11 protein-coding genes and 2 pseudogenes are annotated in these 15,640 nt (G+C 61.3%); 5 read left to right on the top strand and 8 right to left on the bottom strand.

Annotated features, from left to right (window positions below; genetic code table 11):
* A pseudogene (locus LB571_RS27265) lies at positions 1-321 on the top strand (hypothetical protein); the annotation flags it as partial.
* 726 nt (positions 322-1,047) lie between these two features.
* On the opposite strand, the gene LB571_RS27260 reads toward LB571_RS27265, so the two are convergent.
* From LB571_RS27260 to LB571_RS27245, 4 genes and pseudogenes are all read right to left on the bottom strand, one after another.
* Positions 1,048-1,917 carry a glucose 1-dehydrogenase gene (locus LB571_RS27260; protein WP_224599474.1) on the bottom strand — a complete coding sequence of 290 codons (870 nt, stop codon included), beginning with the start codon at positions 1,915-1,917 and terminating at the stop codon, positions 1,048-1,050.
* 280 nt (positions 1,918-2,197) lie between these two features.
* Positions 2,198-2,773 (bottom strand): annotated as a pseudogene (locus tag LB571_RS27255) (amino acid ABC transporter substrate-binding protein); the annotation flags it as partial.
* A gap of 282 nt (positions 2,774-3,055) precedes the next feature.
* Complete coding sequence (locus LB571_RS27250) at positions 3,056-3,304, bottom strand: DUF982 domain-containing protein (RefSeq protein WP_224599472.1); 249 nt, start codon at positions 3,302-3,304, stop codon at positions 3,056-3,058.
* A 464-nt stretch (positions 3,305-3,768) separates the two neighbouring features.
* The gene (locus LB571_RS27245) at positions 3,769-3,930 is read right to left on the bottom strand and encodes a hypothetical protein (protein WP_224599470.1); all 162 of its coding nucleotides are present in this window, start codon (positions 3,928-3,930) and stop codon (positions 3,769-3,771) included.
* 1,007 nt (positions 3,931-4,937) lie between these two features.
* Between LB571_RS27245 and LB571_RS27240 the strand changes: the two genes are divergently transcribed.
* The 3 genes from LB571_RS27240 to LB571_RS27230 all read left to right on the top strand — a co-directional run bounded on the left by LB571_RS27240 (position 4,938) and on the right by LB571_RS27230 (position 7,700).
* Positions 4,938-5,294 (top strand): cytochrome c3 family protein, encoded by a 357-nt coding sequence (locus tag LB571_RS27240; protein WP_224599469.1) that lies wholly within the window; start codon positions 4,938-4,940, stop codon positions 5,292-5,294.
* A 418-nt stretch (positions 5,295-5,712) separates the two neighbouring features.
* Positions 5,713-6,747 carry a pyridoxal phosphate-dependent aminotransferase gene (locus LB571_RS27235; RefSeq protein ID WP_224599468.1) on the top strand — a complete coding sequence of 345 codons (1,035 nt, stop codon included), beginning with the start codon at positions 5,713-5,715 and terminating at the stop codon, positions 6,745-6,747.
* A 47-nt stretch (positions 6,748-6,794) separates the two neighbouring features.
* Complete coding sequence (locus LB571_RS27230; RefSeq protein ID WP_224599467.1) at positions 6,795-7,700, top strand: allantoinase PuuE; 906 nt, start codon at positions 6,795-6,797, stop codon at positions 7,698-7,700.
* Between the two features lie 54 nt (positions 7,701-7,754).
* Here LB571_RS27230 and LB571_RS27225 read toward each other — a convergent pair whose 3' ends face one another.
* The 4 genes from LB571_RS27225 to LB571_RS27210 all read right to left on the bottom strand — a co-directional run bounded on the left by LB571_RS27225 (position 7,755) and on the right by LB571_RS27210 (position 14,051).
* Positions 7,755-8,657 (bottom strand): SMP-30/gluconolactonase/LRE family protein, encoded by a 903-nt coding sequence (locus LB571_RS27225; protein ID WP_224599466.1) that lies wholly within the window; start codon positions 8,655-8,657, stop codon positions 7,755-7,757.
* Between the two features lie 111 nt (positions 8,658-8,768).
* Positions 8,769-11,189, bottom strand: a complete 2,421-nt coding sequence (locus LB571_RS27220; RefSeq protein ID WP_224599465.1) for an FAD-dependent oxidoreductase — start codon at positions 11,187-11,189, stop codon at positions 8,769-8,771.
* A 124-nt stretch (positions 11,190-11,313) separates the two neighbouring features.
* A complete protein-coding gene (locus LB571_RS27215) occupies positions 11,314-12,969 on the bottom strand; it encodes an ABC transporter substrate-binding protein (protein WP_224599464.1) in 1,656 nt (551 codons plus the stop codon).
* A gap of 194 nt (positions 12,970-13,163) precedes the next feature.
* Positions 13,164-14,051 (bottom strand): LysR substrate-binding domain-containing protein, encoded by an 888-nt coding sequence (locus LB571_RS27210; RefSeq protein WP_224599463.1) that lies wholly within the window; start codon positions 14,049-14,051, stop codon positions 13,164-13,166.
* 168 nt (positions 14,052-14,219) lie between these two features.
* Between LB571_RS27210 and LB571_RS27205 the strand changes: the two genes are divergently transcribed.
* Positions 14,220-15,638, top strand: coding sequence for an MmgE/PrpD family protein (locus tag LB571_RS27205; protein ID WP_224599462.1), 1,419 nt, complete (start codon positions 14,220-14,222; stop codon positions 15,636-15,638).
* The last annotated feature ends 2 nt before the right edge of the window (positions 15,639-15,640 follow it).

Here is a 15,640-nt window from a genome sequence, read left to right as displayed (position 1 = left end):
GCGATCGACGTCAGCGCGATGGGCGGCCTCTATTTGCAGATGGACGTACCGTCGGGCAACCCGAAAAAGCTGATCTCGAATGATCCGACGACGTCCAACCGGCTCTATAGCGGGTTGAGTGCGACCACCCTGACCGAAACGGCCACCGGTCAGCCTGTCGATATCTTCAGCGTCGTGCCTTGTGGCGCGACAGCCTATCAGGCCTGGGAAGACGGCGGCAACTCGGTCCCGGCCCCAGTCAGCAATGCCGACTTCTTCTACAACGTGACCGGCAAATGCGACTTCAACAAGCGGCCCTCGCAGACGGCATTGACGCAGTGACGTGGACGATCCCCCACAAGGGGAGATTGGATGTGGTGCGGTGGCGTCAGTGTCTCGCCTGCGGCGGCTGCAACGCACCAAATGGGCGCCCGACAAGGCTACCGGAGCAAACCTTGAGTCTGTTGAATGTACGGTTAGGTTGGTCGGAAGAGGCGCGACAGCGTAGGGTATACTCCTACGTGACGTCCTCGAACTCCCCTTCTCGGCGTAACTTTTGAGCCAAGGTCAGCCATTTATTACAACGTCGTGCTGGGCTTAAAACCTGATGTGACGCGCCGATGATAGGTCACGCGCTTGGAAGGTCCCGATTACCAGTAAGGCCGGGATTGAGGCCGCTGGCTGCCGGTCAGCTTCCAAGCTGATCTCCCGAGAAAGCGGTCATCCGTGGTCAGCGTCTGCCCTCCGCGCCCTTGTCTCCAGTATCTTGCGCGCGACGAGCGATGCGCCGTCGGCCAGGCCGAAGCGCACCGCTACGTGGACACCCGCTACCGTCTCCTCGCCGTGGTTGCTGGCGATCAAGTCAAGCGACAGCAACGATAGCCGCCACGATTCGGCGTCAGCACCATACGCGCGAACCAGGGATCGACATTGACCCTGACCTTACCGCTGACGTTTGCGGCGGCGCCGGAAGATGACATTGCGGATTGGGGTCCTTCTTCACCGAACAATGACTCGGCGCCCCCGCTTCGGACAATGGCAGTTTGGCGGAGGAGCTTCATCAGACCGCTACATGGCGCGGCCGCCGGTGACGGCTATGACCGCGCCAGTGATGTAACTTGCATCTGCCGAGGCAAGCAGAACATAGGCCGCTGCCAACTCCGCCGGATGAGCGGGCCGGCCGATAGGCGTGTTTCGGCCAAACTCGGCAACTTTCTCCGGCGGCATGGTCGAAGGGATAAGCGGTGTCCAGACGGGTCCGGGAGCAACGGCGTTGACGCGGACGCCGCGCTTGGCGACCATCTTGGCTAGCCCTTTGGTCAGGTTCACGATGGCGCCCTTGGTGGCCGCGTAAGCCAGCAACTGTGGAGATGGGTCAGCTGCCTGGATGGATGCCGTGTTGATTATGCTGGCACCTTCCCCCATGTGTTGTAATGCGGCTTTCGACAAAAAGAACTGACTGTAGATGTTCGTCCGGAATGTCCGGTCCAGTTCTTCTGCTGTGAGATCGGCAATATCATCGACGGTGGTCTGGTGGGCAGCGTTGTTGACCAAAATGTCAACTCGCCCAAACTGGCGCATGGCCGTCTCGATTATCTCAATGTCATGGCTTTCGTCCCCTACGTCGCCGGGAACGAGGATTGCACGTCGTGCCGCGCGCTCGACCCAACCAGCCGTCTCGCGCGCATCATCGTGTTCGTTCAAATACGCCAGAACAATATCGGCACCTTCTCTGGCAAAAGCGACCGCCACGGCGCGACCGATACCGGAGTCTCCACCAGTGATGATCGCCGTTCGCCCTTCGAGCTTGCCACTCCCCTTGTAACTATACTCTCCGTGATCGGGTCGCGGAGACATTTCGTTCGTTTCGCCCGGAATGTCCTGCTGCTGCTTCGGCAGCTTCTCTTCCAGGTCCTGGGTGTCCACGCCAGAGGTCATGTGCATTTTCTCCTGTGAAACCAGTCCCGAACGACGCTGACGTGAGGATGTTCCCCACACTTCATACACGTCGACTCGGCGCCGGTTGGTCGGCTGCCCCCTCGTCGAGCACCTCGCAACGATTGCCTTGGCGACTGGCAGGATCACCGCGAGTTGCCCGAACCCCGGCACGAGGAGGAGGTGGCTATCTGGAGATGAAACTCCAACCCCAGGAAGAACATCAATAGGATCAACTCACAGATGCCGCGACCGTAGTGAGCGCTGCTTTCGCCAGCGTGACTCATGACGGACGCGCCGCATTGATGCCACGCGCAATCTTGAGCGGGCTGCCGGAGCCGACATTGCGGTCGAACATTTCGCCGTAATTGCCGGTGGCCTTGACGATGTTGACGACGCAGTCGTTGGAGACGCCGAGGTCGGTGCCGATCTTGGTGTCTGCTTCCTGGCCAAGCACACGCTTGATCTCCGGGCTGGCGGAGTTTTTCATCTCGTCGACATTGGCCTTGGTGATGCCGAGCTCCTCGGCGTCGAGCAGAGCGAAATAGGTCCACTTGACGATGTGGTACCACTGGTCGTCGCCCTGGCGAACGGCGGGTCCGAGCTGCTCTTTCGAGATGATCTCGGGCAGTACGACGTGATCGGCCGGCGAGCCGAGCGTCAAGCGAATGCCGTAAAGGCCCGACTGGTCGGTGGTGTAGACGTCGCAGCGGCCGGCATCATAAGCGGCATTGACCTCTTCGAGCTTCTCGAAGACGACCGGATTGTACTCCATCTTGTTCGCCTTGAAGTAGTCGGCGAGGTTGAGCTCGGTGGTCGTGCCGCTCTGCACGCAGACGGCGGCGCTGCTTGGTTTGAGGTAGTGCAAGACGAGCTCAATGAAATTCACAATGATCTTAGGCCAGAACGCGCAACAGAACGATCCACAGCTACTGGATACATTCGCCGATTAGGTGCTCAGCATCCAGCATACCGCAAAGGTGGTCAACGACCAGAGGGCCAGGCGCTTGGGATTGTCCACCTACAAACCAATCGCCGTTTGCGAGATCACAGCACTCTCAATCCGCATTGCGAAATGTGCTGGTAAGATAAAGGACTTGCGACATCGCTACCACGGTCTGCCGCAATTTCCCTAGCCGTCTCAGTGGAGATTCTCCCAAAGCGCACCCGCCTCCTTGGCTGCGAGACGGAACAGCCGCCGGGCCTCTTGCGGCGTCGCTTGATCGGCAAGACAGGCCATGCAGGCGCGGACTGCTTTCTCCCAGTGGGGGCCGCGTTTGTTCCATTTCAGTAATTCCGCAGCGGCGCCCTCAACGTTGGAGCAGTGATACGTGGAGCCCACCTCACCCGTTGTCACAGGGACTGCAGGGCTAAACCATCTGAGTGCCATCAAGGAGGTTCCTCGTAGAGGCTGGCTTCTTCTGCATGGTCCAGCCGTTCAAGGAGTTCTTTGACCCTATTCGGGAGGGTTTCGTCAACGCGGAAGATGGGCAAGGTCGCCGTGTAGTGCTTCAATGCCTTTGAGCTAATCTGATGCATGACAGACGCAGCTACAGTCGTCGGCCTGTTGGCATTCTCACGATAGTTGATGTCGGATTTGTCACACAATATCCGCGGCCCTTCACCTGAGCCGGCGACTCGTTCTGAAAGTAATCAAAATTGTGGCAAGGCCCCCTACGCGACTGACCAGCGAAGAAGGCCGACTAGGCCAGGAGCCCAATCGACCTCCATCTTCGCGGGGGACTTGGAGGGGACCAGTCCACCCGGTTCGAACCTCCATTTAGCTCTATCTAATATAGATTGGCAACCTACACCTTTGGATGGCAGAGCTGTCATTCTTCTTGATCCATGTCCTCACAGTCCGTAGGCCAGCATCAAGGTTGGCGATGAGGTCGCCATCACCGCCATCGTGCGCAGGCGGGTGACTGACCATCGGGTGAGCGGCTTGGTGACGCTCTCGCCGTGGCTGGAAGCGAAGTAGGTGCGGCCAAAGCGAATAACGCCGCTGTTTGACAAGCCGACATGCGCATTTCCAGCAAAAGGATGGCAGCTTCGCCGTAGGCTCCTGGCCTGAAGCTGCGGAACGGCTGACTTTTTATTCGCACGTTTTGTCCATTAGCAATGAGCATTTATATTATCAGCCAGCCGGCGGCCCGTCCCCCGAGCCGCGCCGGTCAGGCGCGGCACGTCCCTGGTCCCCGCCAAGATGCCGGGCCGCTTTGCTGCCCACGCCGATGAAGCCGCGTCGGGCGCTCCGCTATGCGCGTCGAAAGCGGAATTACGCCGCGCTCAAAATTGGGAGCTTTTCGTGACTCAGGCCCCAAAAGCCCGTTGCCGATAAAGCCGACTCGAACTGGCCAAAACAGGCAGTTTCTTTGCCCGCCTGGAGTTCCCGGATTTGAAACAAAGGTACCGTTCGTCGCTGCTTCGGGAGATGCCGACAGTCAGGCCGGCGGTTAGCCCCCCTCAGTCGCCGAGCCTGCTCCATATCATTTGTTCGGGGGTGGCTGACGCCTGCTTCCTAACGATCCAATCCCATGGGGCAGCTTCGACGCGCTCGCACCCGGTGAACTCGTAAACATCCGAGCGAGAGCGCAGGGACACTTTGGCGCCCTTGTGGGGTTTGCCCGAATTTTGTTGGGGAACACATCCGGGACACCGAAGTTCGGGCCGATGCAATACAGATTCAAAATGGAATGCCCAAACCTGCGACCCAACGCGAGGCGCTGAGATGCCGTGGACCAGTGATGATGGGCGCAACGACCAGGCCACAGCGGCGGCGGCCCTCATTGTCGACGAGGAACGGGCCAGGCGCGGCGCAAAAACAGCGCGGTTGAAGGAGGCGCGTCTCGCTCAGGAAGCGAGCACAGCCCTTCCCGCCAAACCCAAACCGCGCGCCATGAAAATGCTTCGTAGGATTTTTGTCTCGGGCTAGGATGCGGTAGTCACGGAGCCTCCGGCCATGGAACATTCCGGAGATCCAGGTGTTATTCGTTTTCACGCCTAAAATGTCAGCGTAGCGAATGCCACAGATTTTCCGGCCTGGCGCAAACGGGGTTGCACGGTTTGTCCTTTGGGGTGGACTGGCGGGCCTGGTGGCGCTGGTTGTGCTCGCCTGGGTTGCCCCGCGTGTCAATTGGTCGACGTTTGTTGCACGCGCCAATGCGCAGCCCGTTCCATTCAGCCATAAGCATCACGTCGGCCAGCTCGGAATCGGCTGCCGCTATTGCCACAACAGCGTGGAGGTCTCGTCGTCAGCCGGGCTTCCGGCAACGGAAGTGTGTATGACCTGCCACTCGAGCTGTGGACAAATGCCGACATGCTGGCCCTCGTTCGGCAGAGCTTGGCAACCGGAAATCCGCTCCGTTGGCACCGGGTGAACCGGGCGGCCGATTTCGTCTTCTTCAACCATTCGATACACGTCAACAAGGGCTTCGCCTGCGTGACCTGTCATGGGCATGTCGAGGAAATGCCGCTGATGCGCGAGAGCGAGCCCCTCGACATGGAATGGTGCTTGGGATGTCGTCGCAACCCCAAAGATAATCTGCGTCCTCCAAAGCCTGGAAGGTGCTGCGCGGCGTGCCGATCGAGACGGCAAGTCGCCGGGCAAGTTTGGTGACAGCTTGCCTAATGAGGGCCAGATTTTCGAAGCCATTGCGCAGTTAGTTTTTGCTTGTGCATGAGCATGCGAATTGTAGCTTGCCCCTATGTCGTTCGGTAGGGTAGCTCGCGAGTGACCGCTGGCATGTTTCCCAAAGACCAATCATGCCTCTGAAAGCAGCGCCCCACGTGGAGGCCATGTCTGCGTTCGCACTCGCGATTTTCGGCGGCTACGATCGGATCACCCTTGCACAGAACGAGAGCGCTTTTCCGCCTAGCCCTAGAGCGATTGCTGCCGGCAAAGAGGCGATGACCCGCAGCCATCTCTATCCTGATCCGGACTGGACGGAACTCCGCGAAGCGATTGCGCAAGCCTATGGTGTCGAGCCAAATTTGACCTTGTGCGGCGCCGGGTCGATGGATCTAATAAGCTGCACCATCGCAGCCTTTTCGCGATCGGGTGACGAGATTCTGGGCACCTCTTACGCTTATAATTTCGTGGCATCAGCCGTTGCGCGCGTCAATGCGATCTATGTTAAGGCCCCTGAACGGGATTTCGCCGTTTCGGTTGACAACATTCTCGCGAACGTCACGCCGGCAACGCGGATCGTCTTCGTCTGCAATCCTGGGAATCCGACCGGCACTGTCATCCGGAACTCCGAACTGCTGCGCTTACGTGCCGGCTTGCCAGGGGATGTGCTGCTGGTTATCGACCAAGCATATGGCGAATTCGACGATCAGGATCCACAACCTGTCTTTGCGCTTGTCGCGCGTGGCGATACCGTCGTGTTGCGCACGCTTTCCAAGGCCTATGGTCTAGCCGGCGCGCGCGTCGGCTGGGGATTGTTTCCGCCTTCGGTCGCGGCCGAGGTGCGCAAAATGCAGAATTCGAACCAGGTCACGGCGGCAAGCCTCGCAATGGCCGTCGCGGCTATGCAGGACCAAGGCTATATGCGCGAAACGGTGGCCCGAACGGCCGGCATTCGCAATCGGTTTGCGCATGATTTGCGGTCTGCCGGCTACCATGTTCCCGAGAGCCGAACGAATTTCGTGCTGATTGGCTTCTCCAGCACAGCCGCCGCGGAGGCAGCCGAGAGAACCCTGCGCGGCGCCGACATCATCGTCCGCAGCTTAGGCGGTTACGGCCTCACGGAATGTTTGCGCGCGACGGTCGGTTCACAAGAGATGATGGACCGAGCACTGCGCATACTGATGGACATGCGTAGCGAATAGATCCGGCGGCCGAATGTTTTGCGACTGCATACTGAGGAGATTCGAGAATGCCCTACCTGCCCGTTCGTGATTTCATCGGCTATGGCGACAAGCCTCCGGCCGCTGAGTGGCCGGGCGGCGCGAAGCTGGCACTCAACATCGTCGTCAACTATGAGGAAGGCGCCGAATATAGCATCGGTGAAGGCGATGGCGTCTCCGAGGCGATCCTGTCGGACCTTGCAGTGTCGCCAGCGGTGCCGGGCGTGCGCAACCGCAATATGGAATCGCTCTACGAATACGGCTCACGCGTCGGCGTCTGGCGGCTGTTGTCACTGTTCCGGGACAAGGAGATCATTCCGACCTTCTACGTCGTGGGACGCGCACTGGAGCTCAATCCGGCCGCCGGCAAGGCGATCGCGGCGCTTGGCAGCGATATCGTCTGCCATGGCTGGCGCTGGATCGACTACGCACCACTAAGCGAGGACGAGGAACGCCAGCACATCGCGATGACCTTTGACACAGTCCAGCGGCTGACCGGCATTCGCCCCCTCGGCTGGTACACCGGCCGGCCCAGCCTCAACACGCGCCGGCTCGTGGTGGAGCACGGCGGCTTCCTGTTTGATTGCGACGACTACAATGACGACCTGCCTTACTTCGTCGAGGCTGGTCCAAAGCGGCATCTGGTTGTGCCACACAGTTTCGACAACAATGACAGCCGGTTCTCGCGTGGCTCCGGCCTGGAGACCGGTAGCCAGTTCTTCGAATATGTAAGCGATGGGGTGGATTGGCTTCTGGCCGAAGGGGAGCGGACGCCACGCATGATGACGGTGTCACTGCATTGTCGGCTTGCGGCCAGACCCGGCCGCATGCTCGGGCTCGCCCGTTTCCTCGACAAAATCAAGGCCAATCCAGACGTCTGGATCTGCCGCCGCTCGGACCTTGCCCAACATTGGCTGGATCGGTTTGGCGGCTAACGTCATCATCTGGACCGGACGGGCGAAGTCTTCACCCGTCCGCCAGTGAGCGCTCTATTTGTTTGGAACCTCGTAGACCTTGCCGTGCCAGGGCGCGGCATCGATTTGGTCGAGCGCCATGACGTAGAGCACCTTCTCATCCGGTCCAAACGCGAAGTTCGGCATGGATGGCGACGGCACCGAAAGCGTGCGCAGCAGCTTCGCATCCTTGTCGACGACGATGATCTTGCCCGGCGCATCGAGCGAGCGCGGGCTCTGGCCGATATACATCTCGCCGGCCTTGTCCATCTTGATACCGTCAGGCCAGATATGCAGCTGGTTCGGGAACAGATCGTTGAGGCGCAGGAAGACGCGGCGGTTGCTCAGGCTGTGGTCGGCCTGGACGTCGAACTCGATGATCCTGTTATCCTCGGTCTCGACCAGGTACAGGATTTTTTCGTCGTTCGACATGACGAGGCCGTTGGCATTGTGCAAGTCGCCGGCCACCTTCCTCACGCTGCCGTCCTTGCCGATGTAATAGGCCGAGGCATCGATCAGCGGTCCGCCCTTGCCGGACCCGGTGAAATAGATGCCACCATCCTTGTCGGGCGCAAAGTCATTCGGTCCGCTGAACGGATTGCCGTCCGTGTCCTTGTCATAGGCCGGCAGCGTCTTGCCGTCGGCGGAAATGCGGCCGATCGAGTTGCTGTCGTAGCAGGTGACAAGAAACTCGCCAGTGGTCGTCGGCAACACCGCTGAAGGGCCACAACCATCCATCTTCCAGAAGATTTCGTTCTTCTTGCCGTCCCACACCGTCACTGTGCCGCGGCCATATTCGACGTAGAAGAGCTTGTCCTGATACCAGATCGGACCTTCGGCGAACCACGCGTCTTCGTTGATGACCTTGACGTCACCCGCGTACGCGGAAGATGTGAGGGCCAGGGCAAACAGGGTGCCCAGCAGATGCTTTTTGATCATGCGATTCCCCTTTGTTTTCTAGTGGTCGAAATCTCGTCCAATTTCGCCGGCGTCTCCGGCCGGCTACGGTTTTCGTCGGTTGGTTCACCGGATGGACGGATGGCCGAGCGTCTACGAGCGCAGCCGCTTGCCCTCGGGGTCGAATGGCGGATGCGGCAGCAGGATCGCGTCATGCGGCCTTCCCAATATGGCGACCGAGACCTTGTCCCCAGGCCTGGCGGAGCCCGCTTTGACATAGCCAAGCGCCAGCGACTGCTCGACGAAGTAACCGTAGGCGCCTGAGGATACCTGGCCGATCGGCGTGCCGTCGGTGAGGAAGATCGGCTCGCCGCCGGTCGCGTCGGCATCCCTGGCGTCGATCGACAGCATGATGAGCTCGTCGCGTGCCGGCTTGCCGGCGATGGCGGCGTAAGCGTCGCGATTGAGGAACGCGCCCTTGTCCAGTTTGACAAGGCTATCGAACTTGACCTCCTGCGGCCAATATTCGGGCGAGTATTCGCGGCTCCAGCTGCCGTAACCCTTTTCGACACGCAGCGACATCAGCGCGCGCGATCCGACCGGTCCGGCGCCGACTTCATTGCCGGCCTTGAGCAGCGCATCGTAAAGCTCGACCTGGTCGGCGGCCTTGCAATGCAGTTCCCAGCCAAGGTCACCGGTGAAGGACACCCTGAGCGCCACCACATCGATGCCGGCGACGGTGATCCGGCGCGACTGCATGAAGGGGAATGCCTCGTTCGACAGATCCTCATTGGTCAGGCGCTGCAACAGTTCGCGCGAACTCGGTCCCGCCACGTTGAAGCCGCAGAGATCCTCGGTGCGCGAGCGGAAGGTCGTGCCTTCGGGCAAGGGGACGGCCTTGAAGAACCTTTGATGGAAGCGCTCGGCCATGCCGGAGCCGATGACCATGAATTCGTCGTCCGCGAGCCTGGTCACGGTGAAGTCGCCGGCAATGCCGCCACGCTTGCCGATCAGCGGCGTGAGGCAGGAGCGGCCGATCTTCGTCGGCATGCGGTTGGCGAAAAGCGCGTTGAGCCAGGCCTCGGCACCAGTGCCCTTGACTTCGTATTTGGCGAAATTGGAGATGTCGATGATGCCGGCGCGCTCGCGCAGCATGCGCGCCTCGCGGCCCACCGGTTCCCACCAGTTCTGCCGCGTGAAGCCAATCGTTTCCTCGCGCGGCTCGCCCTCGGCGGCGAACCACAGCGGGTGCTCCCAGCCGAAATTGAGGCCGAAGACGGCGTTCATCGCCTTTTGCCTGGCATAGGCGGGCCGGGTCCGCACCGGTCGCCCGGCGGCGCGCTCCTCGTTGGGGAAGTGGATCTTGAAGCGGTGGCTGTACTGGTCCTGGACGCGGGCCTTGGTGAAGGCCTTGCCGGCCCAGTGGCCGAAGCGCGCCATGTCCCAGGCAAACATGTCGAGCGAAGGCTCGCCCTCGATCATCCACTCGGCCGCCAGCTTGCCCATGCCACCCGACTGCGAGAAGCCGGGAATGATGCCGTTGCAGCAGAAATAGTTGCTGAGTTCGGGCACCGGTCCGAACAGCACCGCGCTGTCCGGCGACCAGATCATCGGCCCGTTGATCACCTTTTTGACGCCGGCGGTGCCGACGGCCGGGACGCGTGCGATCGCGCGCAGCATGTTCTCTTCGATACGGTCGAGATCGTCGGGAAACAGTTCGTGGCCGAAATCCAGCGGCGTGCCGTCCTCGGCCCAGAATTTCATCTTGCGCTCATAGGCGCCGATCAGCAGCCCGAGGCCTTCCTGGCGCAGATAGTACTCACCGTCGCGATCGGCGACCGAAGGCAAGCGGCGGCCCATGGCGGCGATTTCCGGGATGGTCTCGGTGACGAAATACTGGTGCTCGGTCGGGATCAGCGGCAGTTGCAGGCCGGCCATCGCGGCGACCTCACGGCCCCACAGGCCGGCGGCATTGATCACCCATTGCGTGTGGATGTCGCCCTTCGGCGTGCGTACGATCCAGCTGTCATCGGGTTGCGCCTCGGTGGCGGTGACCGGCGTGAAGCGATGGATCTCGGCGCCGCGCTGGCGCGCGCCGGCGGCGTAGGCGGCGGTGACGCCGGACGGATCGACATTGCCGCCTTCCGGCTCATACATGATGCAGCGTATGCCGTCGAAGTCGACCAGCGGGTGCAGCCGCTCCGCCTCGTCACGCGCGACTTCGTAGAAATTCATCTTGTAGCGCCGCGCCTTGGCCTCCTGGAGCCTGAGCTGATGCTCGCGCGCCTGCGTCTGTGCGAGATAGAGCGAGCCCGGCTGGAAGATGCCGCAGCCCTGGCCGGTCTCGGCTTCCAGTTCCTTGTAAAGCGCCATGGTGTAGTGCTGGAGGCGGCTGATGTTGGTGGAATCATGCAGGCCGTGAATGTTGGCCGCCGCGTGCCAGGTGGAGCCGGAGGTCAGTTCGCTGCGCTCCAGAAGGACGACATCCGTCCAACCGAACTTGGCAAGGTGATAGAGGATCGAGCAGCCGATCAGACCACCGCCGATGACGACGGCTTGTGCATGAGTACGCATGTTTCTTCCCTTTGTTCGGCGACTTTATCTTGGCGTTTGATTTAGCTGATGGGTCAATCGCAGTCGCCCGGCGAGGTCAGGGGCGCAACATGCGCCCTGAGATTTTTGCTGTGACCGGCCCGGCTTAGGCCTTGTCTAGCCAGACCTTGTCCAGCTGCAGTTCGAATGTCTGATGCATGCCGAGGTTCTTCACATAGGTCGCATGGTGCCGGTAGAGCGAACGCCAGAACGCCTGGATGAGGATGCCGGAATCCTGCAGAATGAACTCGACGTCCTTCATCAGTTCCTTGCGCTTGTCGACGTCCGCCACGGCGAGCGCCGCATTGAGCTTCTTGTCGAAGTCCGGATTGGCGTAGCCCGACTCGTTCCAGGCCTCACCGCTGCGATAGGCGATCGCCAGCACCTGGACGCCGAGCGGCCGCATGCCCCAGTCGGTGGTCGACCACGGATACTTCGTCCAGTCGTTCCAGAAAGAGGCCCCCGGAATGACGGTGCGCTTGACCTTGAAGCCGGCCTCGCGCATCTGCGCGGCGACGACGTCGGCAGGGTCTTTGACATAGTCCGAATCGTAGGAAATGAGCTCGAATTCATGATCCATCTGACCGGCCTCGGTCATCAGCGCCTTGGCCTTGGCAATGTCGCGCGGCACTTTCGGCAATGCATAGTATTCCGGATGGATCGGGCAGACATGGTGGTTTTCCGCGACCTGTCCGAGGCCGCTATAGCCGAGCTTCAGCACCGTCTCATTGTCGACCGCGAGCTGGATGGCGTTGCGCACGCGCTTGTCGTCATAGGGCTTGTTGGTCGCGTTGGTGCGCAGCACGATGGTGCCGGCGGTGACGACCTGCTCCTTGACCAGGCCCATGCTGTCGTAAAGATCGACGGTGCCGCCGACGGTCTGGTAGTTGCAGTCGATCTCGCCGGCCTCGAAGGCGCTGCCGATGGCGGGGTTGGATGCGTCCGATCCGTAGTCGGTCCAATCGACGCCGTCGAGATAAGGTTCGCCGCCGAACCAGGTGAAGTCCTTGCGCCGCCGCACCGAGGCCGACTCGCCGACCTTGTACGAGATCAGTTCATAGGGACCGGTGCCTGGCGTCTTGAGCATGTCCGCGCCGTTCTTGTCGAAGTCGCGATGGACGATGACCGCCGGATAATCGGAAAAGCCTGGAATGATGGTGACGTCGGACTGATGGCATTTCAGCTTCACCGTGTGGTCGTCGACCTTGTTGATGGCGCCGGCGGCGGCTTTCTTGGTGGCGGGATCGATCAGGGAGCCCATGCGACCGGCCATCGAATTGCCTTCGGCCGCCTTGTCGCACCAGCGCTCGATGTTGTGGACAATGTCGTCGGCGTTGAAGTCGTCGCCGTTCGACCACTTCACGCCCTTGCGCAGATGCAGCGTGTATTCCGTGGCGTCGTCGCTCACCTCCCAGCTCTCTACCAGATGGCCCTCGAAGGTGAAGTCGGTGGTGTAGCGGATCATGTAGTCGTTGCACTGGCGCATGACGTTGGCGATCTCGGACCAGTCCCAGGAGCGCGGATCCTTCATGTCCTTGATGATCATCTGCATCTTGAGGATGCCGCCCTTCTTGCCGGGCACGATCGCCGCGGCCTTGGCCGGGGCGATGCCGGCCATCGAATAGGCGAATGCCGTGGAAGCGCCCATCGCGCTTGCCATGGCCAGGAATTCGCGGCGATCCATCCTGCCGCTTTTGACTTCGGCTGCGTAGCTTTCGATAACCGCCGGGACGCGATCACCGTTGCTCTTGAACATTGTCATCGTTGTTCTCCGGTTCAGGGCTTTCCGCCCGTTACATTCCCCTTGCGATATCCATGTTAGGGGCGATGCAAAAATCCCGGAAGGGCTCAAACCTTGAAGAACCGCCAAAAACCCGGCCTAAAGGCCTAAAAAAACGATGCCATTGGCGTGTCAATTTTTTGAGCGCGGGCCTGCTGCCCGCTCGCGGATCGCTATCAGGCGCCGTCCTCGCGCGCTCGTGCAAGAATCCATTCCCGCACGATGCGCGCGATGTTGCCTTTCGAGAGCTGGCTCTCGGTGAGGTAGTAATTCCAGGGGCTCGGCGGCCGGACTGGAAAGGGTTCGATCAGCAGCCCGCGTCGCAGATAGGCGTGGGCAAGCGACCGCTGGGTGGCGACAAGTCCGGCCCCCATGGCAGCGAGTTCGAGCGCGATGTTGGAGGCGTTCGTCGACAGCCCCTTGTCATGGTCATCCATGTCGAGACCCAGCGCCGTGGTGACGACCTGCCAGTATTCCTGACGGCCGTGCACAAAGATCCAATCCACCTTGAGGATATCGCGCGGCGTCTTCAGCGCGTGTTCGCCATCCAGCAGCGCCGGGGCGCAGAGCAACAACAGCTCGTCGTTCCAAAGCGGGATGCCTGCGGGCGGGCGGTCGTCGAAACGCCGCGTCGAAATCATGATGTCGGCGATCTGTTCGCTGATGTCCTCCCAGATCGTGCCGTGCAGCACGATCTCGATCTCGGGATGTCTCTTGCGAAAGGCGGCCATGCAGCCCGCCAGCCAGTTCTCCGCCAGGCTCATCGGGCAGGAGACGACCACGGTGCGGTTGCGCGAAGAGGTCACGATCGCCTCCGTCGCCTGGTCGATCTGATCGAGCGCCTGGCGCAAGGTGGGCAGGAATGCCTCACCCATTTCGGTGAGCTTGAGGCTGCGCGGATAGCGGATGAACAATTGCCGGCCGATGTAATGTTCAAGCGCGCGGACATGCGTGCTGACGGCTGCCTGCGTGTATCCAAGCTCCTTGGCGGCCATGGTGAAGGAGAGGTGCCGTGCCGAACTCTCGAACGACCTGATATAGTTCAAAGGGGGTGGTGGCTTCATCTCCGGCTCCTGCGCTGTGCAAGGATAGGTAGACCATGGAAGCGGCGGCGTTCAATTGCGGGCAAGCGACAAGACATAGATATTTTTGGTCAAAGCCGCCAAACTAATTGCGTGAATGCGCGATGAACCCAAATTAATGATGTCGTGACGTATAGGGGAGTGATGCCAGTGGCTGTGCCGTCGCATCGGCGTGAAGGGCCTGACGCGAGTACCAGCGTTGCCGTTCGCCTGGCCGATTTCGTGTTGCGGCGGCCGGCAGCCGTATTCCCTGTCCCTGTTCTGGAACAGGCGCGATATCTCCTGCTCGACACGCTTGGAATCGCCATTGCCGCCGGCCCTATGGAAGCCGGCCGGATCGCCCGCGACACCGCCACCCTTCTCTACGGCTCGGCCGATCCGCTGCATTCGGCGCGCATGTTTTTCGACGGCCGCCGCGCCAGCATCGCCGGAGCCGCTTATGCGGCCGCAACGCAGATCGACAATCTCGACGGCCATGACGGCTACAGCCCGACGAAGGGCCATATCGGCGTCGCCGTCGTGCCGGCGCTGGCAGCGCTTGCCGAGGCGCTCCCCGACCTCAGCGGCCCGGAAGCGCTGGCCTCCCTGGTCGTCGGCTACGAAGTCGCCGGCCGGGCCGGCATCGCACTGCATGCGACGGTGTCGGATTACCATACGTCAGGCGCATGGAATGCTCTGGGCGTGGCCGCGGTTGCGGCAAGGCTGCGGCGGCTCAGCGATGAGCAATTCCGGGAGGCGCTCGGCATTGCCGAGTATCATGGCCCGCGCAGTCAGATGATGCGCGAGATCGCTACGCCGACGATGCTGCACGACGGCTCGGGCATCGGCGCGCTGATTGGCCTGTCCGCCGCCGTGCTGGCTGAGCGCGGTTTCACCGGCGCGCCGGCGATCACGGTCGAGGAGCCCGAAGTCGCTGATCATTGGCAGGATCTCGGCGCCTTCTGGCAGGTGCTGCATCAATATGTGAAGCCGTACCCGATCTGCCGCTGGGCGCATGCGGCCATCGATGCGACGCGTGGGCTCGTCCTGGCGCATCACCTGGCGCCGTCAGAGATCAGCCATGTAGCGGTCAACAGTTTCCACTACGCCGCCACGCTGTTCGACGGCATGCCGGACACAACGTCGAAAGCGCAATACAGCCTGCGCTTCGCCGTTGCGACCTTCATCATGCATGGTCGTATCGGACTGGAGCACATTTCCGGCAGCGGGCTGGAGGATGCTGCCGTGGCGGATATGCTGCGCCGCATCACGGTCCGGGAATCGGAGCGCCACAGCGCGCGCTTCCCGGCAGGCCGCTGGGCCGACGTGACGATCACGACATCAGATGGGCGCGTGCTTGCTTCCGGCGACGTCCATGCGCGCGGCGGACCGGAGGCGCCGCTGACGCCGGCCGAGATCGAGGCGAAATATCTGGAGTTCGCAACACCGGTGCTCGGACAGGGCCGCGCCACGGCGATCCGCGACGCTGTCCTTTCGCTTGCCGATCATGACAGCCGGTTCTCCGACCTTTCGGTGTTGCTCTACGATCCCCCCGTCGTCAGCATGATCCTCCAACGGCCAGCGTGGTAGCC

This window comes from Mesorhizobium sp. BR1-1-4, from assembly GCF_020165375.1.
GTDB lineage: Bacteria > Pseudomonadota > Alphaproteobacteria > Rhizobiales > Rhizobiaceae > Mesorhizobium > Mesorhizobium australicum.
This window is presented reverse-complemented; position numbering and strand designations above follow the sequence as displayed.

What these genes read in the sequence shown, in the direction of transcription:
- LB571_RS27260 (WP_224599474.1), bottom strand. Translation starts at nt 1,917, where the DNA reads ATGACCTCTGGCGTGGACACCCAGGACCTGGAAGAGAAGCTGCCGAAG.
- LB571_RS27250 (WP_224599472.1), bottom strand. Translation starts at nt 3,304, where the DNA reads ATGGCACTCAGATGGTTTAGCCCTGCAGTCCCTGTGACAACGGGTGAG.
- LB571_RS27240 (WP_224599469.1), top strand. Translation starts at nt 4,938, where the DNA reads ATGCCACAGATTTTCCGGCCTGGCGCAAACGGGGTTGCACGGTTTGTC.
- LB571_RS27235 (WP_224599468.1), top strand. Translation starts at nt 5,713, where the DNA reads ATGTCTGCGTTCGCACTCGCGATTTTCGGCGGCTACGATCGGATCACC.
- LB571_RS27230 (WP_224599467.1), top strand. Translation starts at nt 6,795, where the DNA reads ATGCCCTACCTGCCCGTTCGTGATTTCATCGGCTATGGCGACAAGCCT.
- LB571_RS27225 (WP_224599466.1), bottom strand. Translation starts at nt 8,657, where the DNA reads ATGATCAAAAAGCATCTGCTGGGCACCCTGTTTGCCCTGGCCCTCACA.
- LB571_RS27220 (WP_224599465.1), bottom strand. Translation starts at nt 11,189, where the DNA reads ATGCGTACTCATGCACAAGCCGTCGTCATCGGCGGTGGTCTGATCGGC.
- LB571_RS27215 (WP_224599464.1), bottom strand. Translation starts at nt 12,969, where the DNA reads ATGACAATGTTCAAGAGCAACGGTGATCGCGTCCCGGCGGTTATCGAA.
- LB571_RS27210 (WP_224599463.1), bottom strand. Translation starts at nt 14,051, where the DNA reads ATGAAGCCACCACCCCCTTTGAACTATATCAGGTCGTTCGAGAGTTCG.